This window comes from Pseudomonas sp. GW821-FHT10B02, from assembly GCF_059415665.1.
This window is the reverse complement of the sequence record NZ_JBWKNR010000008.1, coordinates 108,157-126,115: the sequence shown is the minus strand read 5'-3', so window position 1 is coordinate 126,115 and position 17,959 is coordinate 108,157. Positions and strand designations below refer to the sequence as shown.

13 protein-coding genes are annotated in these 17,959 nt (G+C 61.5%); 12 read left to right on the top strand and 1 reads right to left on the bottom strand.

Translation table 11 applies throughout. The features are described from left to right. Positions 1-34: 34 nt before the first annotated feature. The gene (locus AC07OF_RS14055; protein ID WP_157194214.1) at positions 35-1,000 is read right to left on the bottom strand and encodes a 2-hydroxyacid dehydrogenase; all 966 of its coding nucleotides are present in this window, start codon (positions 998-1,000) and stop codon (positions 35-37) included. 154 nt (positions 1,001-1,154) lie between these two features. Between AC07OF_RS14055 and AC07OF_RS14050 the strand changes: the two genes are divergently transcribed. The 12 genes from AC07OF_RS14050 to AC07OF_RS13995 all read left to right on the top strand — a co-directional run bounded on the left by AC07OF_RS14050 (position 1,155) and on the right by AC07OF_RS13995 (position 17,888). Next, a complete protein-coding gene (locus tag AC07OF_RS14050; RefSeq protein ID WP_422419381.1) occupies positions 1,155-1,784 on the top strand; it encodes a LysE family translocator in 630 nt (209 codons plus the stop codon). A gap of 123 nt (positions 1,785-1,907) precedes the next feature. Further along, positions 1,908-3,590, top strand: a complete 1,683-nt coding sequence (locus AC07OF_RS14045; protein ID WP_157194210.1) for a fatty acid--CoA ligase — start codon at positions 1,908-1,910, stop codon at positions 3,588-3,590. 337 nt (positions 3,591-3,927) lie between these two features. Continuing rightward, entirely contained in the window at positions 3,928-5,811 is a 1,884-nt protein-coding gene (locus AC07OF_RS14040) for a DUF1302 domain-containing protein (RefSeq protein WP_157194208.1), read from the top strand. A gap of 27 nt (positions 5,812-5,838) precedes the next feature. Next, positions 5,839-7,203, top strand: coding sequence for a DUF1329 domain-containing protein (locus AC07OF_RS14035; protein WP_157194206.1), 1,365 nt, complete (start codon positions 5,839-5,841; stop codon positions 7,201-7,203). 204 nt (positions 7,204-7,407) lie between these two features. Next, on the top strand, positions 7,408-10,131 hold the full coding sequence (locus AC07OF_RS14030; RefSeq protein WP_495073020.1) for a winged helix-turn-helix domain-containing protein: 2,724 nt from the start codon (positions 7,408-7,410) through the stop codon (positions 10,129-10,131). Between the two features lie 74 nt (positions 10,132-10,205). After that, complete coding sequence (locus AC07OF_RS14025) at positions 10,206-10,790, top strand: MliC family protein (RefSeq protein ID WP_157194202.1); 585 nt, start codon at positions 10,206-10,208, stop codon at positions 10,788-10,790. An 80-nt stretch (positions 10,791-10,870) separates the two neighbouring features. Beyond that, positions 10,871-11,950 (top strand): sensor domain-containing diguanylate cyclase, encoded by a 1,080-nt coding sequence (locus AC07OF_RS14020; protein ID WP_232478213.1) that lies wholly within the window; start codon positions 10,871-10,873, stop codon positions 11,948-11,950. A gap of 120 nt (positions 11,951-12,070) precedes the next feature. Continuing rightward, positions 12,071-13,678 (top strand): tetratricopeptide repeat-containing response regulator, encoded by a 1,608-nt coding sequence (locus tag AC07OF_RS14015; protein ID WP_157194200.1) that lies wholly within the window; start codon positions 12,071-12,073, stop codon positions 13,676-13,678. Continuing rightward, on the top strand, positions 13,675-14,367 hold the full coding sequence (locus tag AC07OF_RS14010) for a sensor histidine kinase (RefSeq protein ID WP_038614677.1): 693 nt from the start codon (positions 13,675-13,677) through the stop codon (positions 14,365-14,367). The genes AC07OF_RS14015 and AC07OF_RS14010 overlap by 4 nt, the downstream gene beginning before the upstream one ends. Before the next feature lie 237 nt (positions 14,368-14,604). Continuing rightward, positions 14,605-15,336 carry a hypothetical protein gene (locus AC07OF_RS14005; protein WP_495073019.1) on the top strand — a complete coding sequence of 244 codons (732 nt, stop codon included), beginning with the start codon at positions 14,605-14,607 and terminating at the stop codon, positions 15,334-15,336. Positions 15,337-15,345: 9 nt separating this feature from the next. After that, entirely contained in the window at positions 15,346-16,182 is an 837-nt protein-coding gene (locus tag AC07OF_RS14000) for a DUF6502 family protein (RefSeq protein WP_157194198.1), read from the top strand. Further along, positions 16,179-17,888 (top strand): DUF5666 domain-containing protein, encoded by a 1,710-nt coding sequence (locus AC07OF_RS13995; RefSeq protein ID WP_495073018.1) that lies wholly within the window; start codon positions 16,179-16,181, stop codon positions 17,886-17,888. Before AC07OF_RS14000 ends, AC07OF_RS13995 begins: the two co-directional genes overlap by 4 nt. Positions 17,889-17,959: the final 71 nt, after the last annotated feature.

The following is a 17,959-nucleotide window of genomic DNA, read 5'->3' as shown; positions in this document are numbered from 1 at the left end:
AAAAGTGGCGCAGTTTATCAGAGCCAGGTGCGGCTTAGCCGACCTGTCGACGCGGGCTGCCGGCAAAAAACGCCTCGGCGTTTTCGCACAGCTGCTCGACGATGCGCTGGCGTGACTCCACCGCGCCCCAGGCGCTGTGCGGGGTGATGATCAGGCGCGGGATGTCCTTGGCCAGCAACGGGTTGCCATGGACCGGCGGTTCGACACTCAACACGTCGGTGGCGGCACCGCCCAGATGGCCGGAACGCAAGGTATCGGCCAGCGCCTGCTCGTCGATCAGGCCGCCGCGGGCGGTGTTGATGACAAAGGCGCCGGGCTTGAGCAGGGCCAGTTCGCGGGTGCCGATCAGGTTGCGGGTGTGTTCGTTGAGCGGGCAGTGCAACGTCAGCGCATCGACCTGCGGGAGCAGTTCATCCAGGGGCAAACGGTCTTCACGAGGCGGGCGCCCGGGCAACTGCCCGAGCAGCACGCGCATGCCGAAGGCTTCGGCCAGGCGTGCCACGGCCCCGCCCAGTTCACCGTGACCGAGCATGCCGAGAGTCTTGCCCTCCAGCTCGACGATCGGGAAGTCCAGCAGGCAGAACTGCTTGGCCCGTGCCCATTGTCCCTCGGCCACGGCGTGTTGATAGTCCGGCAGGCGCGTAGCCAGCGCCAGCAGCAGGGCCAGGGTGTGTTGGGCGACCGATGGTGTGCCGTAGCCCTGGCAGTTGCTGACCACGATGCCCTGGGCCTGTGCGGCCTGCAGATCGACATTGTTGGTGCCGGTGGCGGCCACCAGGATCAGCTTCAGGTTAGGGCAGGCAGCCAAGGTGCTGGCGTCGATCATCACTTTGTTGCTGATCGCCACGGTTGCGCCGAGCAAGCGATCCATCACCTGATCGGGGGCGGTGGCCGAGTATAGTTGCAGCTCGTCGAAGCAACCGCGCAGGCGATCCAGGCTGAGGTCGCCCAGGTCCAGGGAGTGATGGTCGAGGAATACGGCGCGGCGCAGGGCGGACATGGAAGCTCCAGTGAGAGACGGTCGGGCTCAGGACGAATAGGCAAATTATCGTCTTTTGCGGCCTGATTCCATTCTATCCCACAGGTTGTTACGGGGTATGTCCAAGGCGTAATGTACGTTCTTCCGATTTCACCCACTGCCGCAAGGAGCCCCCATGTACTGGGCTGAATTTCTCACTGTTGCCTTGATTCACCTGCTGGCTGTGGCCAGCCCCGGTCCCGATTTCGCCGTGGTGGTCCGCGAGAGCGTCACCCATGGGCGTCGCGCCGGTACCTGGACTGCCTTTGGCGTGGGTATGGCGATTTTCCTGCATGTGGGCTATTCGCTGCTGGGCATCGGCCTGATCGTGTCGCAGTCGATTGTGCTGTTCAACGCCCTCAAGTGGCTGGCGGCAGCTTACCTGCTGTACATCGGCTTCAAGGCATTGCGCGCAGGTCCCGCCGCCCCCGGCAGCGATGCCGTGCAGGCCTCGACGGTGGAGCGCACGCCGCGAGCGGCGTTTGTCGCCGGCTTCATGACCAACGGCCTGAACCCCAAGGCCACGCTGTTCTTCCTGTCGTTGTTCACCGTGGTGATCAACCCGCACACGCCGCTGGCGATCCAGGCCGGTTACGGCGTGTACCTGGCGGCCGCTACCGGCCTGTGGTTCTGCCTGGTGGCGATGCTGTTCAGCCAGCAGCGCGTACGCGCAGGCTTTGCCCGGATGGGCCACTGGTTCGATCGCACCATGGGCGCAGTACTGATTGCCCTGGGTGTGAAGATCGCCTTCACCGAAATGCACTAATGGCTATTTGCCTCTAGCCATTTGCCCGGTCAAATCATTCCTTCGGCTGATTTGGCCGGCGTTGTGGCGTTCTAGAGTGGGTCATGTCTTGCCCAGCTCGTGCACTCTAGAAAAGGGACTCCTATGTTGCAGACTCGTGTCATTGCGCCTGCCGAGGGCGCTTATCAGTTTCCACTGTTGATCAAGCGCTTGCTGTTGTCCGGCAGCCGCTACGAGAAAACCCGCGAAATCGTCTATCGCGATCAGTTGCGCTTCAGCTACCTGACCCTCAATGAGCGCATTGCGCGCCTGGCCAACGTGTTGACCGCGGCCGGGGTCAAGGCCGGTGACACCGTGGCGGTGATGGACTGGGACAGCCACCGTTACCTGGAATGCATGTTCGCGATTCCGATGATCGGTGCGGTGGTGCATACCATCAACGTGCGCCTGTCACCGGAGCAGATCCTCTACACCATGAACCACGCCGAAGACCGCTTCGTGCTGGTCAACAGCGATTTTGTCGGCCTGTACCAGGCCATCGCCGGGCAGTTGACCACGGTAGAGAAAACCCTGTTGCTGACTGACGCCGAGTCCAAGACCGCCGATCTGCCGAACCTGGTGGGCGAGTACGAGCAATTGCTGGCCGCCGCCAGCCCGGTGTATGACTTCCCTGATTTCGACGAGAACTCGGTCGCCACGACGTTCTACACCACCGGTACCACCGGTAACCCCAAAGGTGTGTACTTCACCCACCGGCAACTGGTGCTGCACACCCTGGCCGCCGCTTCGGTCACCGGCAGCATCGACAGTGTGCGCCTGCTGGGCAGTAACGATGTGTACATGCCGATCACCCCGATGTTCCACGTCCATGCCTGGGGCATTCCCTATGTGGCCACGATGCTGGGGATCAAGCAGGTCTACCCTGGGCGTTACGAGCCGGAAATGATGTGTCAGCTGTGGCGCAATGAGAAGGTCACCTTCTCCCATTGCGTGCCCACGATCCTGCAGATGCTGCTCAATGCCAAGGGCGCGCAAGACCAGGATTTCGGCGGCTGGAAAATCATCATTGGCGGCAGCGCGCTGAACCGTGCCCTGTACGAAGCCGCCAAGGCCCGTGGCATTCAGCTGACCGCCGCCTACGGGATGTCCGAGACCTGCCCGCTGGTCTCTGCCGCTCACCTCAACGACGAACTGCTGGCCGGCAGCGAGGATGAGTGCATCACCTACCGGATCAAGGCCGGCGTGCCGGTGCCATTGGTGGAGACGGCGATTGTCGATGGTGAGGGTAACTTCCTCCCCAACGATGGCGAAACGCAAGGCGAGCTGGTACTGCGCGCGCCCTGGCTGACCATGGGCTATTTCCGCGAACCGCAGAAGGGCGCCGAACTCTGGCAGGGTGGCTGGCTGCACACCGGTGACGTGGCCACCCTCGACAGCATGGGTGTGATCGACATTCGTGACCGCATCAAGGATGTGATCAAGACCGGCGGCGAGTGGATCTCCTCGCTGGAGCTTGAAGACCTGATCAGCCGCCATCCGGCGATTCGCGAGGTGGCGGTGGTCGGAGTCGCCGACCCGCAGTGGGGGGAGCGACCTTTTGCCCTGCTGGTCGTCCATGAAAACCAGGTCATCGATGCCAAGGCGCTCAAGGAGCACCTCAAGCCTTTCGTGGAGCTTGGGCACATCAACAAGTGGGCGATTCCCAGTCAGATTGCCCTTGTTACTGAAATTCCCAAGACCAGCGTCGGCAAGCTCGACAAGAAGCGCATCCGCCTGGACATCACTCAGTGGCAGGCCAGTAACAGCACATTTCTCTCGACCCTGTGATGGCTCGCGGGTCGTGCCCGATCAGGTGCGACCCGCAGGCTAGACACATTTCAAACTTGTCATATGTCATTTTTCAGCCATTCTTCCCCAGCCAGCAGCGTGGCCGGTTCACAGCACCGCGCCACAGGGGTAGATATGCAAATCACACTTTAGAGGGATCAAGCACCACTAAGTGCTGGCTATAGTCGGGTCAGGGGATTTTCAGGAATGGGGGGCTGCACACGAATGTGCCTGGCCACTTGCTCGACGATCAGGGTGCACTGACACCCGTCGAACAAAGCGTTTCTGCAAAGGACTCACTGCCATAAAAATAAAGAAAGTACATGGAGTAGCGTCGATGACATCAGTAAATCTGTTCTGGCGCCGGGCGAAACTGCCTTTGGCCGTCAGCCTCGCTTCTACGCTCGCCGGTCCTGCATTCGGCGTCAGTTTCAACATCGGTGAAATCGAAGGGTCGTTCGACTCGTCGCTGTCCGTAGGGGCCAGCTGGTCGACGGCCAACCCGAACAAGAACCTGATTGGCGTCAACAACGGCGGCAAAGGCCTGTCGCAGACCTCCGACGACGGCCACCTGAACTTCAAGCGCGGTGAGACCTTCTCGAAGATCTTCAAGGGCATCCACGACCTGGAGCTCAAGTACGGCGATACCGGCGTGTTCGTCCGCGGCAAGTACTGGTACGACTTCGAGCTTAAGGATGAACACCGCGAGTTCAAGGACATCAGCGACTCCAACCGCAAAGAGGGCGCCAAGTCCGCCGGTAGCGAGCTTCTCGACGCCTTCGTCTATCACAACTACTCCATCGCCGATCAGCCAGGTTCGGTGCGTCTCGGCAAGCAGGTAGTCAGCTGGGGTGAAAGTACCTTCATCGGTGGCGGTATCAACTCGATCAACCCGATCGACGTGGCCGCCTTCCGCCGTCCTGGCGCCGAGGTCAAGGAAGGTCTGATCCCGGTCAACATGTTCTATGTGTCGCAGAGCCTGACCGACAACCTCTCGGCCGAAGCTTTCTACCAGATCGAATGGGACCAGACTGTCGTCGACAACTGCGGCACCTTCTTCTCCCAGCCTGACGTCATCGCCGACGGCTGTACCGACAACTTGCGCCTGCTCAACAGCAGCCGCAGCCTGCCGCCACAGGCACTGGGCTTCCTCGCCAGCCAGGGCGTCGACATCAACACCGAAGGTGTGAAGGTCGACCGTGGTCCGGATCGCGATGCGCGTGACAGTGGCCAGTTCGGTGTGGCCATGCGCTACATGTTCGAGCCGCTGGATACCGAGTTCGGCGCCTACTTCATGAACTACCACAGCCGTGCGCCGATTTTCAGTGCCACGGGCGCTGCCCCTTCAGTCTATGCCGGCCTGCGCAACCTGCCGCCTGCGCTGCAGGCGCTGGCACCGTTGATTGTCGCCGGTAATTCGCAGTACTTCGTCGAGTACCCGGAAGACATTCGCCTGTACGGCCTGAGCTTCTCCACCACCCTGCCTACCGGCACCGCGTGGAGCGGTGAACTGAGCTACCGGCCTAACGCGCCGGTCCAGCTCAACACCACCGATATCCTTTACTCTGGTGTTACACCGATCCCGGGTCTGGGCAACGCGTCGCTGCTCAAAGGCGTTCCAGGTCAGGACCAGCACGGCTATACCCGTAAGGAAATCACCCAGTTCCAGACGACGCTCACCCACTTCTTCGACCAGGTGATGGGGGCCAGCCGCCTGACCGTGGTAGGTGAAGTTGGCGTGACCCATGTCGGTGGTCTGGAAAGCGCGCACAAGCTGCGTTATGGCCGCGATCCGGTCTACGGTCCTGGACCGCTGGAGCCTACTGGTCCGGTGAATACCTGTGAGTTCCTCAACAATCGGACCATCACCGGTGCCGGCAATAACGCCCCTACGACCAACCTCTCGCGCAAATGCGAGAACGACGGCTTCACCACCAGCACCTCCTGGGGTTACCGCGCTCGCGCAATCTGGGACTACAACGACGTATTCGCCGGGGTCAACCTCAAGCCTAACGTGGCCTGGTCGCATGACGTCTCCGGTTACTCCCCGGGCCCTGGCGGCAACTTCGAGGAAGGGCGCAAGGCGATCAGCCTGGGCCTGGATGCCGAGTACCAGAACACCTACACCACCAGCCTGTCGTACACCAACTTCTTCGACGGCAAGTACACCACCGTGGATGACCGCGATTTCGTCGCCCTCAGCTTCGGTGTGAACTTCTAAGAACACGGATTCAGGACGAGCATGAACATGAAAATGACCAAGAATCTGCTGCAAGCCGGTGTGTTGGGCCTGTCGCTGCTGGCAACCGGCGTCATGGCGGCGGTGTCCGCCGACGAGGCGGCCAAGCTCGGCACCACGCTGACGCCAATGGGCGCGGAAAAGGCCGGTAACGCCGACGGTTCGATCAGCGCCTGGAAGCCGTTGGCCACCAATGCCGGCACCGTTGATGCCAAGGGTTTCCTTGCCGACCCGTACGCTAGCGAAAAGCCGCTGTACACCATCACCGCGCAGAACGTCGACCAGTACAAGGACAAACTGTCCCCGGGCCAGATAGCGATGCTCAAGCGCTACCCGGACAGCTACAAGCTGCCGGTCTATCCGACCCATCGTGGCTCGACCGTGCCGGCTGACGTGTTTGCCGCGATCAAGGAAAACGCTACCAAGACCAACCTGGTCGCTGGCGGCAACGGCCTGGAGAACTTCACCACCGCCGTTCCGTTTCCGATTCCGAAAAGCGGTGTCGAGGTGATCTGGAACCACATCACCCGCTATCGCGGTGGCAGCGTGACCCGCCTGGTAACCCAGGCCACGCCGCAAACCAATGGCTCCTACAGCCTGGTGTACTTCCAGGACCAGTTCGTCTTTCGTGACAAGATCAAGGGCTACGATCCGGCCAACCCGGGCAACGTGCTGTTCTACTTCAAGCAGAAGGTGACGGCGCCAGCGCGTCTGGCCGGTACCGTGCTGTTGGTCCACGAGACCCTCGACCAGGTCAAGGAGCCGCGCAAGGCGTGGGTCTACAACGCCGGTCAGCGTCGTGTGCGCCAGGCACCACAGGTGTCCTATGACGGTCCGGGTACTGCAGCCGATGGCCTGCGGACTTCCGACAACCTGGACATGTTCAACGGTGCGCCGGATCGCTACGACTGGAAGCTGGAAGGCAAGAAAGAGATGTACATCGCCTCCAACAGCTACAAACTCGACGATCCAAAGCTCAAGTACAGCGACATCATCAAGGCCGGGCACATCAACCAGGACTTGAGCCGCTATGAGCTGCGCCGCGTCTGGCACGTGGTCGCCACCCTCAAGCCAGGCCAGCGTCATATCTACGCCAAGCGTGACTTCTATATCGATGAAGACACCTGGCAGGCTGCAGTGATCGACCAGTACGACGGTCGCGATCAACTGTGGCGCGTTTCCGAGGCCCACTCCCAGGACTACTACAACGTCCAGGTGCCGTGGTACACCCTGGAAGCCATCTACGACCTGCAGTCGGGTCGCTATTTGGCACTGGGCATGAAGAACGAGGAGAAGAAGGCTTACGACTTCGGATTCTCGGCTAGCATTAGCGACTTCCAGCCCGCAGCGCTTCGCCAGGAAGGTGTGCGCTAAGTTTCAAACCTCCGTGTGATCTCCCAGAACGCCCCGGCTTGCCGGGGCGTTTCTGTTTGCGCGGCCTGCCTGATCCGGCACTGTCGCTTTTTGTTGTAGTCTTTTTTCCGCAAAGCGCGGCAATCATCTTCAAATGTGCGTTTTTAACCGCTAGTCTGCGCTGACCCGTACTGCCGAAGATTCTCTAACTAAAACGAGCCGGCCATGACTGATCTGTCCCGTACGCAAGGGTTCGCCGGCCAGGCCATGAGTGTCCTGGAAGGACGCTTCTATCGTCCGCCACTGCCTGAAGGGCACGTGCCGCGGGCGCGCCTGTGCCAGCGCCTGCAATCCGGGCTGGGTGGCCGCTTGTTGCTGGTCACCGCGCCTGCTGGCTTCGGCAAGAGCTCCCTGGCCGTGGAATTCTGTCAGGGCCTGCCCAATCACTGGAGCAGCCTGTGGCTGGGATTGAGCCGTCGCGACAACGATCCGGGACGTTTTCTCGAACGCTTGCTTGAAGGCCTGCAGCAGTATTGCCCGGTGCTGGGCAACCAGGCCCTGGGCCTGCTGAAAATGCGCCAGCGCCACCAGCCGTTTGCTTTCGAAGAATGGCTCGATGGCCTGCTCGATGAGTTGGCTTTCCATCTGCAGCCACACAATCCCTTGTTGCTGGTGCTCGATGACTACCATCTGGCCCAGGGCCCGGTACTTGATCGCTGCCTGCAGTTTTTCCTCAATCACTTGCCGCCGGGGTTGGTGCTGCTGGTCACCAGTCGCTTGCGCCCGGACTGGCACCTGGCGCGCCTGCGTCTGTCGCGCCAACTGCTCGAACTCAACGAACAGGACCTGCGCCTGACCCCCGACGAGTCGCTGGCGGTGCTGGGCCAGCAGAGCACCGGTTTGCGCGGCCAGGCCCTGGATAATCTGATCCAGCGCAGTGACGGCTGGATTGCCGGGCTGCGTTTCTGGCAGCTGGCGGCCAGCGAGTCTGGCGCCGACAGTGCGTTGCCCCAGGCCCTGCATGGCGGCGAGGGCTTGATCCGCGATTACCTGCTCGAAGAAGTGATCGATATTCTGCCGGCCGAAGTTCAGGGCTTCCTCAACGATACCGCGTGCCAGGAGCGCTTCTGCAGCGAGTTGTGCGATGCCCTGCGTGAGAGCCACGACAGCGCCGAGATCATCGCGTACCTGCAGGCGCATCAGGTATTCCTGGTGCCGCTGGACGAACATGGGCGCTGGTACCGCTATCACCATCTGTTTTCCGACCTGCTGCGCAGCCGCCAACCCAGCCTGCCGCTGGCGAGCCTGCACCTGCGTGCCTGCCGCTGGTTCCAGGGCCAGGGGTTGCTCGACGAGGCGGTGGAGCAAGCCTTGCGGGCAGGGCACCTGGATGTCGCCGCCAACCTGGTGCAGAACCTTTCCGAAGAGCAACTGCTGGCCGAGCAGAACGTCGGTATGTTGCTGCGCTGGAAGATGGACCTGCCCGATAGCCTGCTGATCAGCACGCCACGGTTGATTGTGCTGTACAGCTGGGCCCTGGGCCTGGCCGGGCAACTGGACGCCGCCGAAGAGCTGGCCAGTCACCTGAGTCGCTTCCTGCCAGCGCCTTCGGCGACGGCACAGCGTTCGATGCTGGCGCAATGGCTGGCCTTGAGTGGGGTCATCGCCCGCGGCCGTGGCGATCGCGAACGCACCCGCTCCTATTGCGTCGAAGCCCTGCGCAGCCTGCCGCAGAAGCGCTATGGCCAGCGCCTGGTGTGCTTGTCGACGGTTTCCAACCTGGCGATTGCCGACGCTGACTTCTCGCGGGCCCGCAGCTGGAACCGCGAGGCGCTGGAGCTGGCTCAGCGGGTCGGCAACCCATTGTTCGAAGCCCTGGCACATTACGATCGCGCACGGGTGCTGCATGCTCGCGGCGAAGTACTGCGGGCCCTCGATGAAGTGCGCCAGGGTTTGCAGCGTCTGCAGGGACTGTCGGCGCAGCGCTTGTACGCGGCGCGGGCGCGCCTGACCTTGTACGAAGGCTATCTGCTGGTCGCGCGCCTGCAACCGGAAGCCGGGCGCAGCCGTCTGCGTGCAGGTCTGGTCGAGGCACGGGCCTGTCGCGACATCAGCGTGCTGATCGGTCATTGCGTGATCGCTTCGCAGGATGGCCGCGAAGGGCGCTTTACCGAAGCCTTCGCCGAACTGGCCGAGGCCGAACGGCTGATGCACATCTGGGACGTACCGCCGATTTTCTATCTGGCGATGATTACCCTGATCAAATGCGAACTCTGGCTGGCCCAGGGACGCACGGATCTTGCCGAGTCCTGGTTGTTGCGTCTGGGCCAGACCTACGGCGGCAAAAAGGCGGCTGCGGCACCGGAGTTCCATCCCTTGCTGCCGCTGCATATCGAACTGCAACAGGCCTTGCTCGAACGTACCCAAGGGCGTCTGGAGCAAGCCGGACAACGCCTGCAGGCGCTGGTCGAGCGCGGTCAGGCCAGCGGTGGTCAGTTGTTGTGTGTCACTGCGTTGTGCCAATGGATAGGCTTGTTACTGGCCAGCAACAACGAGATGCAGGCCCGTGATTTGTTGGCACTGAGCCTGGAAGCTGGCCGCGGTGGCGCCTTGCAGGCGTTCCAGCGGCTATTGCAGGACCACCCGCAGTGGCTGCGCGAGCAGTTGCTGATGCAACCTGCGAGTCCGACGCAGGCCAGCCTTCTGGCGCTGTTGCCGGCCCTCGATACGGCTCAAGCCACCGGCACCAGCTGTGAGACCTTGAGCGCACGGGAGAAGGCGGTGCTGGAGTTGATTGCCCAAGGTTGTTCCAACCAGGAAATCAGCGACCGGCTGTTCATCTCCTTGCATACGGTCAAGACCCACGCCAGTCACATCAACAGCAAGCTGGGCGTCGAGCGCAGGACTCAGGCTGTCGCCCGGGCCAAGGCCCTGGGCCTGCTGGCCTGACGACTGAATGTGCGGCCAGGGAGGAATATCTGCTGTACTGTCTGGCAGGTTCTTTCCTGTTGGAGGCCTCGCCCATGTTCCGTGCACGCACCCTGGTGCTGCTGACCTGCTTGTTACCCATGGGTACGGCACTGGCGGCAGAAGGGCCGTCGTTTTCCTGCGACAAGGCCGAAGGCGTGGCACTGAAAGTGTGCCAGAGCCCGCAACTGAGCAAACTCGACCGTGACCTCGCAGCCCTCTATAAACGCGTGCTCGGACAAGCCGACAGCGATTCGCAAAAGCAGCTCAAGGCGACCCAGCGCGGCTGGATCAAGGGCCGTGATGAATGCTGGAAAGCCAGTGATGTTGATGCCTGTGTACTTGAGCAGTATCAGGTTCGCCTGGTCAAACTGCAGATCCAGTCCGGTGCGGTTCAGGTACCGGCAGCCGTCGAATTTGACTGCAATGACGACAGCAAACCCTTTACCGCAGTGTTCTACAACCAGCTTGAACCGCAAGCGGCGGTGCTTACCTATGGCGATGATCAAACCATCGCCATAGCCCAGCCTTCAGGCAGCGGCAGCAAGTACAGTGCCGAGGGCGTCGAGTTCTGGGAACATCAGGGCGAAGCCAAAGTGAAATGGTATGGCACCGAGCTGACCTGCCAGGCAGTGCGCTGAGCAAGCGCCTATGCCAGGCTTTACGAGGGGCAGAGGATCGAAGATGATGGCCGCTTGCTATCATCATTGAGTGCTTCACCATGACGCAGATGCTGTCCATCCTCGCGCCATGGATCGGCTTGGGCGTCCTGTCGATCCTGTGGATACGTGCGTTGTTGCGCGGGCGTGAGCTTGAACGGCAATTGCGTGAATGCCGCCAGCCCCTTGATGATTCGGGCAGCAGGCAGGCGCCGGGCGCTGCGGTGCTGCCGGAAGACATCGAGCGCTATCAACGCAGCCAGTACTTTGCCCGCATTGGCACCTGGGACTGGGCGATCGACACCGAACAGCTCTATTGGTCTGACGCCATCTATCCCATGTTCGGTTTTCAGGTCGGGGAAATCGTCCCCAGCTATGAGCGTTTCTGCGCCAGCGTGCATCCGGATGACCGTGATCAGGTCCGCGCCGGAGAACTGCGCTGCATTGCAACGGGGGAAAACCATGATGAGGAGTACCGCGTGGTCTGGCCTGACGGCAGCGTCCGCTGGCTGCGCGAGACCGGCAACGTGGTGTGCAACAGTCAGGGCAAGGCCGTGAAAATGATCGGGGTGGTACGCGATATCACCGAAGAAAAGGCCTGGGCCAGCCAGCTACAGAACCTGGCGCACAACGATGCCTTGACCGGCCTGCCCAATCGTCTGGCGTTTGAGCAACGCCTGGCGCTGGCCCTTGAAAAGGCCCGCAATAGCAACACGCGGGTGGCTCTGGCGTTTATCGACCTTAACGACTTCAAGACGATCAACGACCGTAGTGGCCATGCCGTTGGTGACCAGGTGTTGAAGTTTACTGCCAAGCGGCTCAAGCAAATGCTGCGTTCGGCCGATACCGTGGCCAGGATTGGTGGCGATGAGTTCGTCCTGATTCTTGAAGGGTTCTCGCCCGGTGCCGGGGTGGAAGAGGAAGTGCGCCTGCTTTGCGCCAACGTGATCGAGTCACTGGCTTTTCCCATGATCGTTTCCGGGGAGCTATTGCAGGTGGGTACCAGCTTGGGAGTAGCGATCTATCCGGATCATGCCGCGAGCATGGACACCTTGATCCACCTTGCGGACCTGGCCATGTATGAAGCCAAGCGCAGTGGTGAAAACCAGTTGCGCCTGGCTGCAGCAGGCGCTTGTGCGTAACCCCGATTGTCAGCCCATGAGTGTCGACCCTGATGTCGCGCCGGATTTACCCGCGAAGCCAGCCTGTGGTTGTTGAGGTCTGTGCATCCTTTTTTTTATTTGCCATGTCAGGTTTCGTGGATGCAGGTCTACAGCCATAAAAGTTTTCTGATCGTCGATGATTTCTCGGACTTTCGCAGTTCGGCGCGCTCCATGCTGCGCGAGCTGGGCGTGCGTGATGTCGATACTGCCGATAGCGGTGAGCAGGCCCTGCGTATGTGCGCGCAGAAGCGTTATGACTTCATCCTCCAGGACTTTCACCTGGGCGACGGCAAGAAGAACGGCCAGCAGGTGCTCGAAGACCTGATCCTCGACAAGTTGATCAGCCATGAATGTGTGTTTCTCATGGTGACCGCCGAGACCAGCCAGGCGATTGTCCTCAGTGCCCTGGAGCATGAGCCGGATGCCTATCTGACCAAACCGTTCAACCGTATCGGCCTGGCTCAGCGTCTGGAAAAACTGGTGCAGCGCAAGACCTTGCTCAAGCCGATCCTCCAGGCCCTGGACCGTGGCCGCCCGGCCGAGGTGCTGGCGGCCTGCGCCGAGCTGTGCAAGAAGGACCCGCGTTTTGCGCCCTTGTGCTTGCGCTACCGCGCCGATGCGTTGCGTGACCTGAATCGTTATGACGAGCTGGAAAAGTTCCTCTCCACGATCATTTCCAGCCGGGCCACGCCGTGGGCCTACGCCGCTCTGGGCAGCCTGCTGTACAAGCGCAATCAGATTTCCCAGGCCCAGGGTGTGTATGAACAGGCACTCAAGGCTTTCCCGATGATGCCCGGCCTGTATGACGGGCTGGCTGAGGTGCTGGTCGCTCAAGGGGAAAGCAAACGTGCCCAGGGCGTGCTGGAAGAAGCGGTACGTCTGTCGCCGCTGGCGGTACGCCGGCAGATGATGCTGGGCAAGCTGGCGCTGAACAACGATGACTTCGACACTTCCTCGAAGGCTTACCGGCATGCGGTCAACCAGGGCCAGAGCTCACGTTACAAAGACCCGGAGAGCAACCTCGGCCTGGTTCAGGCGCTGATGAACAAGAACGCCGGCAACGGCCTGGATGCGCGTACCCGGGTCGAGATCAACACCGTGCTCAGTGAAGTGGCCAAGGAAAACGTCGAGGACCAGGGCCTGCAGGTCCGCGCACGGTTGATGAAAGCGGCCAGCCTGCAACAGGCCGGCGACGCCGAGACCGCTGCCAAGCTGACCGAACAGGCTATGGCCCGTCTGGACAAGATGGAGCAGTTCTTCTCCGTCGAAGCGGCATTGGTGGTGGCGACCCAGTTGCAGCAGCTCGGCCAGGAATCGGCCGGCACCTCGATTCTGAAAAACTGTGTGGAGACCTACGGTGATGACCCCAAGGTGATGCAGAGCGTGGCGCGCCTGACCGACGATCCGGCGGTTTTGGGCGCGGTGACCGAAGCCGTCGACCTCAACCGCCAAGGGGTACGCAGCTATCAGGCTGGGCAGCTCAGCGAAGCCCTGGGACAGTTCCGTCGTGCCCTGACATTGCAGCCGAAGAACATCAGCATCGCCCTCAACACCGCCCAGGCCTTGCTGCGCATCGGTGGTGAAACACCGCCGCCAGCAATCATGGACGAATGCCGCGCCTGCCTGACCTGCGTCGCCGGTATTCCCGAAAGCGACAGTCGCTATGACCGTTACCGCAAACTGCACATCCGGGCTTTTGGCGCATGAACCAGGACAATCAGGGGCTGGACTTCTCCACGGTGATCGCCTCCACCGTACATGACATGAAAAATTCCCTGTCGGCGCTTACCCAGGCCCATGGCCAGTGGTTGGCACGTCTCCCGCAGGATCTGCGTGGCAGTAGCGAGCAGGGGGTGTTGGAGTACGAAGTCACCCATCTCAATGGCATGCTCGTGCAATTGCTGGGGCTGTACAAACTGGGCGTCAATCAGTTGCCGATGTGTCCGGATTATCACGAACTGGACGACTTCATCGAGGCGCAGCTGGCAGCCCAGCAGAACTTGCTGCAGCACCGCGATATCCTCGCCAGCTGGCGTATCGAAACGGCCAGTCCGCTGGGCTTTTTTGATCGCGAACTGGTCAGCTCGGTGGTCGCCAACGTCCTCAACAATGCCATGCGCTATGCCGGTCACACCTTGCTGATCACGGTGAGTGACGAAGACGAGCAACTGTTGCTGAGCATCAACGACGATGGCCCGGGTTTTCCGGCGCGTATGCTCGAGCGCCAGCACGACTACGTGCAGGGCATTGAGGCGCAGAGTGGCAGCACGGGACTGGGGCTGTACTTTGCCGCGCGGATTGCCGCCTTGCACGAGCGCAACGGGGTAAAGGGGCGGATCGAGATCGCCAATGGCGGGGCGTTGGGCGGGGGCTTGTTCAGGCTTTATTTGCCGTGAGCCATTGATCGCGGGGCAAGCCCGCTCCCACCGGGGATACACCGAACCGGTGGGAGCGGGCTTGCCCCGCGAAATATCTTCCACTGGTCGGCTTTCCACTGTGTCGCTTGAATCCCTGGGTGAAGGGGTCTAGTTTTTTCATGTGGGAAAATTTCCCACAAGATAAAAAGTACAAGAATACCCAACGATTTCCGGCTTGATATTGCGTTTCTCACGGTAATGACCAGGAGACGGAAGATGCAGACTCATCGGCTGTTCAAGAAGGCTCTACTGGCGCTGGCCATCGGCGGCGTGCTGTCGGCCTCCCTCGTTTTGATCCCCGATTCGATTACCCAGAGTTCCAGCGCCTACGCCAAAGATGGTGGCGGTGGTGGTGGAGGTGGTCACGGCGGTGGTGGCGGTGGTGGCGGTGGCGGCCACGGTGGAGGTGGCGGTGGCCACGGCGGTGGCGGCGGTGGCGGCCACGGTGGAGGTGGCGGTGGTCACGGCGGTGGCGGCGGTGGCGGTCACGGAGGCGGTGGTGGTCATGGCGGCGGCAACGGTGGCGGTCACGGTGGTGGAAGCGGAGGTTCAGGCGGCCATGGTGGAAGCGGCAATGGTGGTGGCCATGCTGGCAACGGCAGTGGCAGCAGCAGTGGCAGCGGTCATAGCGGCAGCAGCCATGGCGACGCCGGCACGGGCCAGGCCGGCAACTCGAACTCCGGGCGCAGCAGCAACCATTCAGAGCCTGGCGATGATCATGGCAATCATGTCGGTGGTGAGCCCGGCGATGACCATGGCAATCATGTGGGCGGTGAGCCCGGCGATGACCATGGTCATCATGTTGGCGGCGAACCTGGCGACGACCATGGCAATCATGTTGGCGGTGAGCCTGGTGATGACCGTGGTAATCATGTGGGTGGCGAACCGGGTGATGACCGCGGTAATCACGTCGGCGGCGAACCAGGTGACGACAACAGCAGGAGCTGATTGACTGCAATGCACTCGCCCACACTCCCTCCTGCGTTGTTGAGCGCTTTGCGACGGGTCATGCGTCCCCTGGTACGCCTGATGCTTCGCAAAGGCGTCACCTATACGGTGTTCGCCGATTTGCTCAAGGAGGTATTCGTCGATGTGGCTGATCGAGAGTTTCGTCTGGACGACAAAGCGCCGAGCGACAGCCGCATCAGCCTGCTTACCGGGGTCCATCGCAAGGACGTAAGGCGCCTGCGCACGGAGGACGACACGGCGAGCATGGCATTGCCGGAGAACATCACTCTGGGCGCGCAGCTGGTTAATGCCTGGACCAGCAACTCGCCGTTCTGCAAGACGGCTGGCCAAGCGCTACCGCTGCCGCGACTGGCAAGTGTTGGCGGTGATGTCTCCTTTGACGCGCTGGTGGCGCAGGTCAGCACGGATATCCGCGCCCGGGTAGTGCTCGACGAATGGTTGCGCCTTGGTGTGGTGCGGCTTGATGAACAGGATTGTGTGCACCTCGAGGCCCAGGCATTTGTGCCGCAGAAGGGCTTTGACGAAAAAGCCGCCTACCTTGCCCACAACCTGCACGACCATGCCAGCGCGGCGGTGCACAACCTGACCGCGCAAGGGCAACCTTTCTTCGAACGCAGCGTGCACTACGACGCGCTGAGCCCAGCCAGCGTCGAAGTGCTGCGTGAAACGGTAGCCAGTGAGGGGATGCAGACCTTGCTCGGTTTCAGTCGGCTGGCCGCCGACCTGGAAAACGGCGATCTGTCGAGCCTCGATCCACGCCAGCGCATCACCATCGGGCTGTATTTCTACACTGAGCCTAATTCGCCGACGGCGCCTCCTCCATGATCTCGCCACTGCGCCGCTTTCATGCTGCCGCCCTGGTCCTGGGTTTTGTGTTGAACCTGGGGGTTTCCTCATGGGGGAGCGCAGCACCGGTGTGTGTCAGCCGCGATGAAATTGGCATGACCGACGCTGCGGGCCTGCAATTTCCGGGCGGCACCGGGGGTACCGGGGCGCGGCCGGGCGGCATGGGTGGCACCGGTATCCAGGGCGACAATGGCGGGGTTGGTGGTAGCGGGGCGCCGATCCAGCAGCGGCCCGGTGGAACCGGCGGTACGGGCGCGCCGACCAGAGCGCCGGGCGGTACCGGTGGCACCGGTATCGTCGGCACCATCACCGGGTTTGCCTCGATCTGTGTCAATGGCATGGAAGTGCATTTCGGCAAAGACGTCCCCGTGAGCGAAAACGGCGTTGCCGCCAGCAGCGAGCATCTGGCAATCGGGCAAGTGGTTGCCGTGGAGTCTTACCCCAGCAAGCGAGGCCTGGAAGCCGGGCGTATCGCGATCCTGAACGTCTATGAAGGGCCGCTGACAGCGCTGGCAAATGCCGCGTCGCCACTGCGGGTCATGGGCCAACCGGTGCATCTGGCCAAGGACGCGCGGGTTGCCACAGGGCTGCGCCCGGGCGAACCGGTCAGGGTCAGCGGGCTACGCAACGCCAGTGGTGAGGTGGTGGCCAGCCGCATCGAGCGGGCACCGGAGCTCAAGCAGGCTAGCGCCATTGGTGCGATCGACCGCAGCGGCAGTCTGCAGGGCTTGAAACTGGGGAGCCGGGTGGCGCCTGCGCAGGAAGTGCTTGTCCGTGGTCAGTGGTCCGGTCGCCAGTTGGAAGTCGCCCAGAGCCGGCCTGACCCGAGCCTGCCATTCGCCGGCCGGGTGCGCGAGGTGGTGATCGAAGGCCTGGTGCAAGGCCGGCAGAATCAGCGCCTGGTGGTCGGCGGCTTCAATGTGACGGTGGCGCGCGACACGGTGATTGTCGGCGAGCAGCCTTCCAGGCTGGCACTGGATCAACGCGTACGGGTAAGCGGGGTCCTCAGTGGTGCACGAGAGGTGCGGGCGACCCGGGTCGAACTTCACAGCGAGCGCGTCGATACCTCTGGCAGGGACCATTCAGGACGCAAGAGTGGCTCGCACAATGACAGTGAACTGCGTGAGCACACCTCTGGTAGCTCCAGCGACGACAACAGCGGTCACGGTGGTGAGGTGCGCCGTGACGAGAGCCACGGTGGCGGTCGTGAAGATAGCGGCAAGTCTGAGGCTGTGGATAACTCAGGCAAGTCGGAGCGCGTTGAGAACGTCGAGCAACCCGAGAAAGAGGACAACAGTGGGCGTCCCGATAAGGTCGAGAAAGTAGAGAAAGACGAACGGCCAGAGAAAGTAGAAAAGGCCGAGAAAGCCGAAAAGCCTGAAAAGGTGGAGAAGACCGAGAAAGTCGAAAAGCCTGAAAAAGTGGAGAAGGTCGAGAAAGTCGAACGGCCTGAAAAAGTGGAGAAGGTCGAGAAAGTCGAAAGGCCTGAAAAAGTAGAGAAGGTCGAGAAAGTCGAACGACCTGAAAAAGTGGAGAAGGTCGAGAAAGTCGAAAGGCTTGAAAAAGTGGAGAAGGTCGAGAAAGTCGAAAGGCCTGAGAAAGTAGAGAAGGCCGAGAAAGTGGAAAAGCCTGAGAAAGCAGAGAAGACCGAGAAGGTGGAGCGCCCGGAACGATCCGGTCGTTAGCCGCAAGCCGTGAGGCCAGCCTGCATCCCGCGAATAAACAACTAGGCTGGGAAAGTCCGACAGCGTTTGCC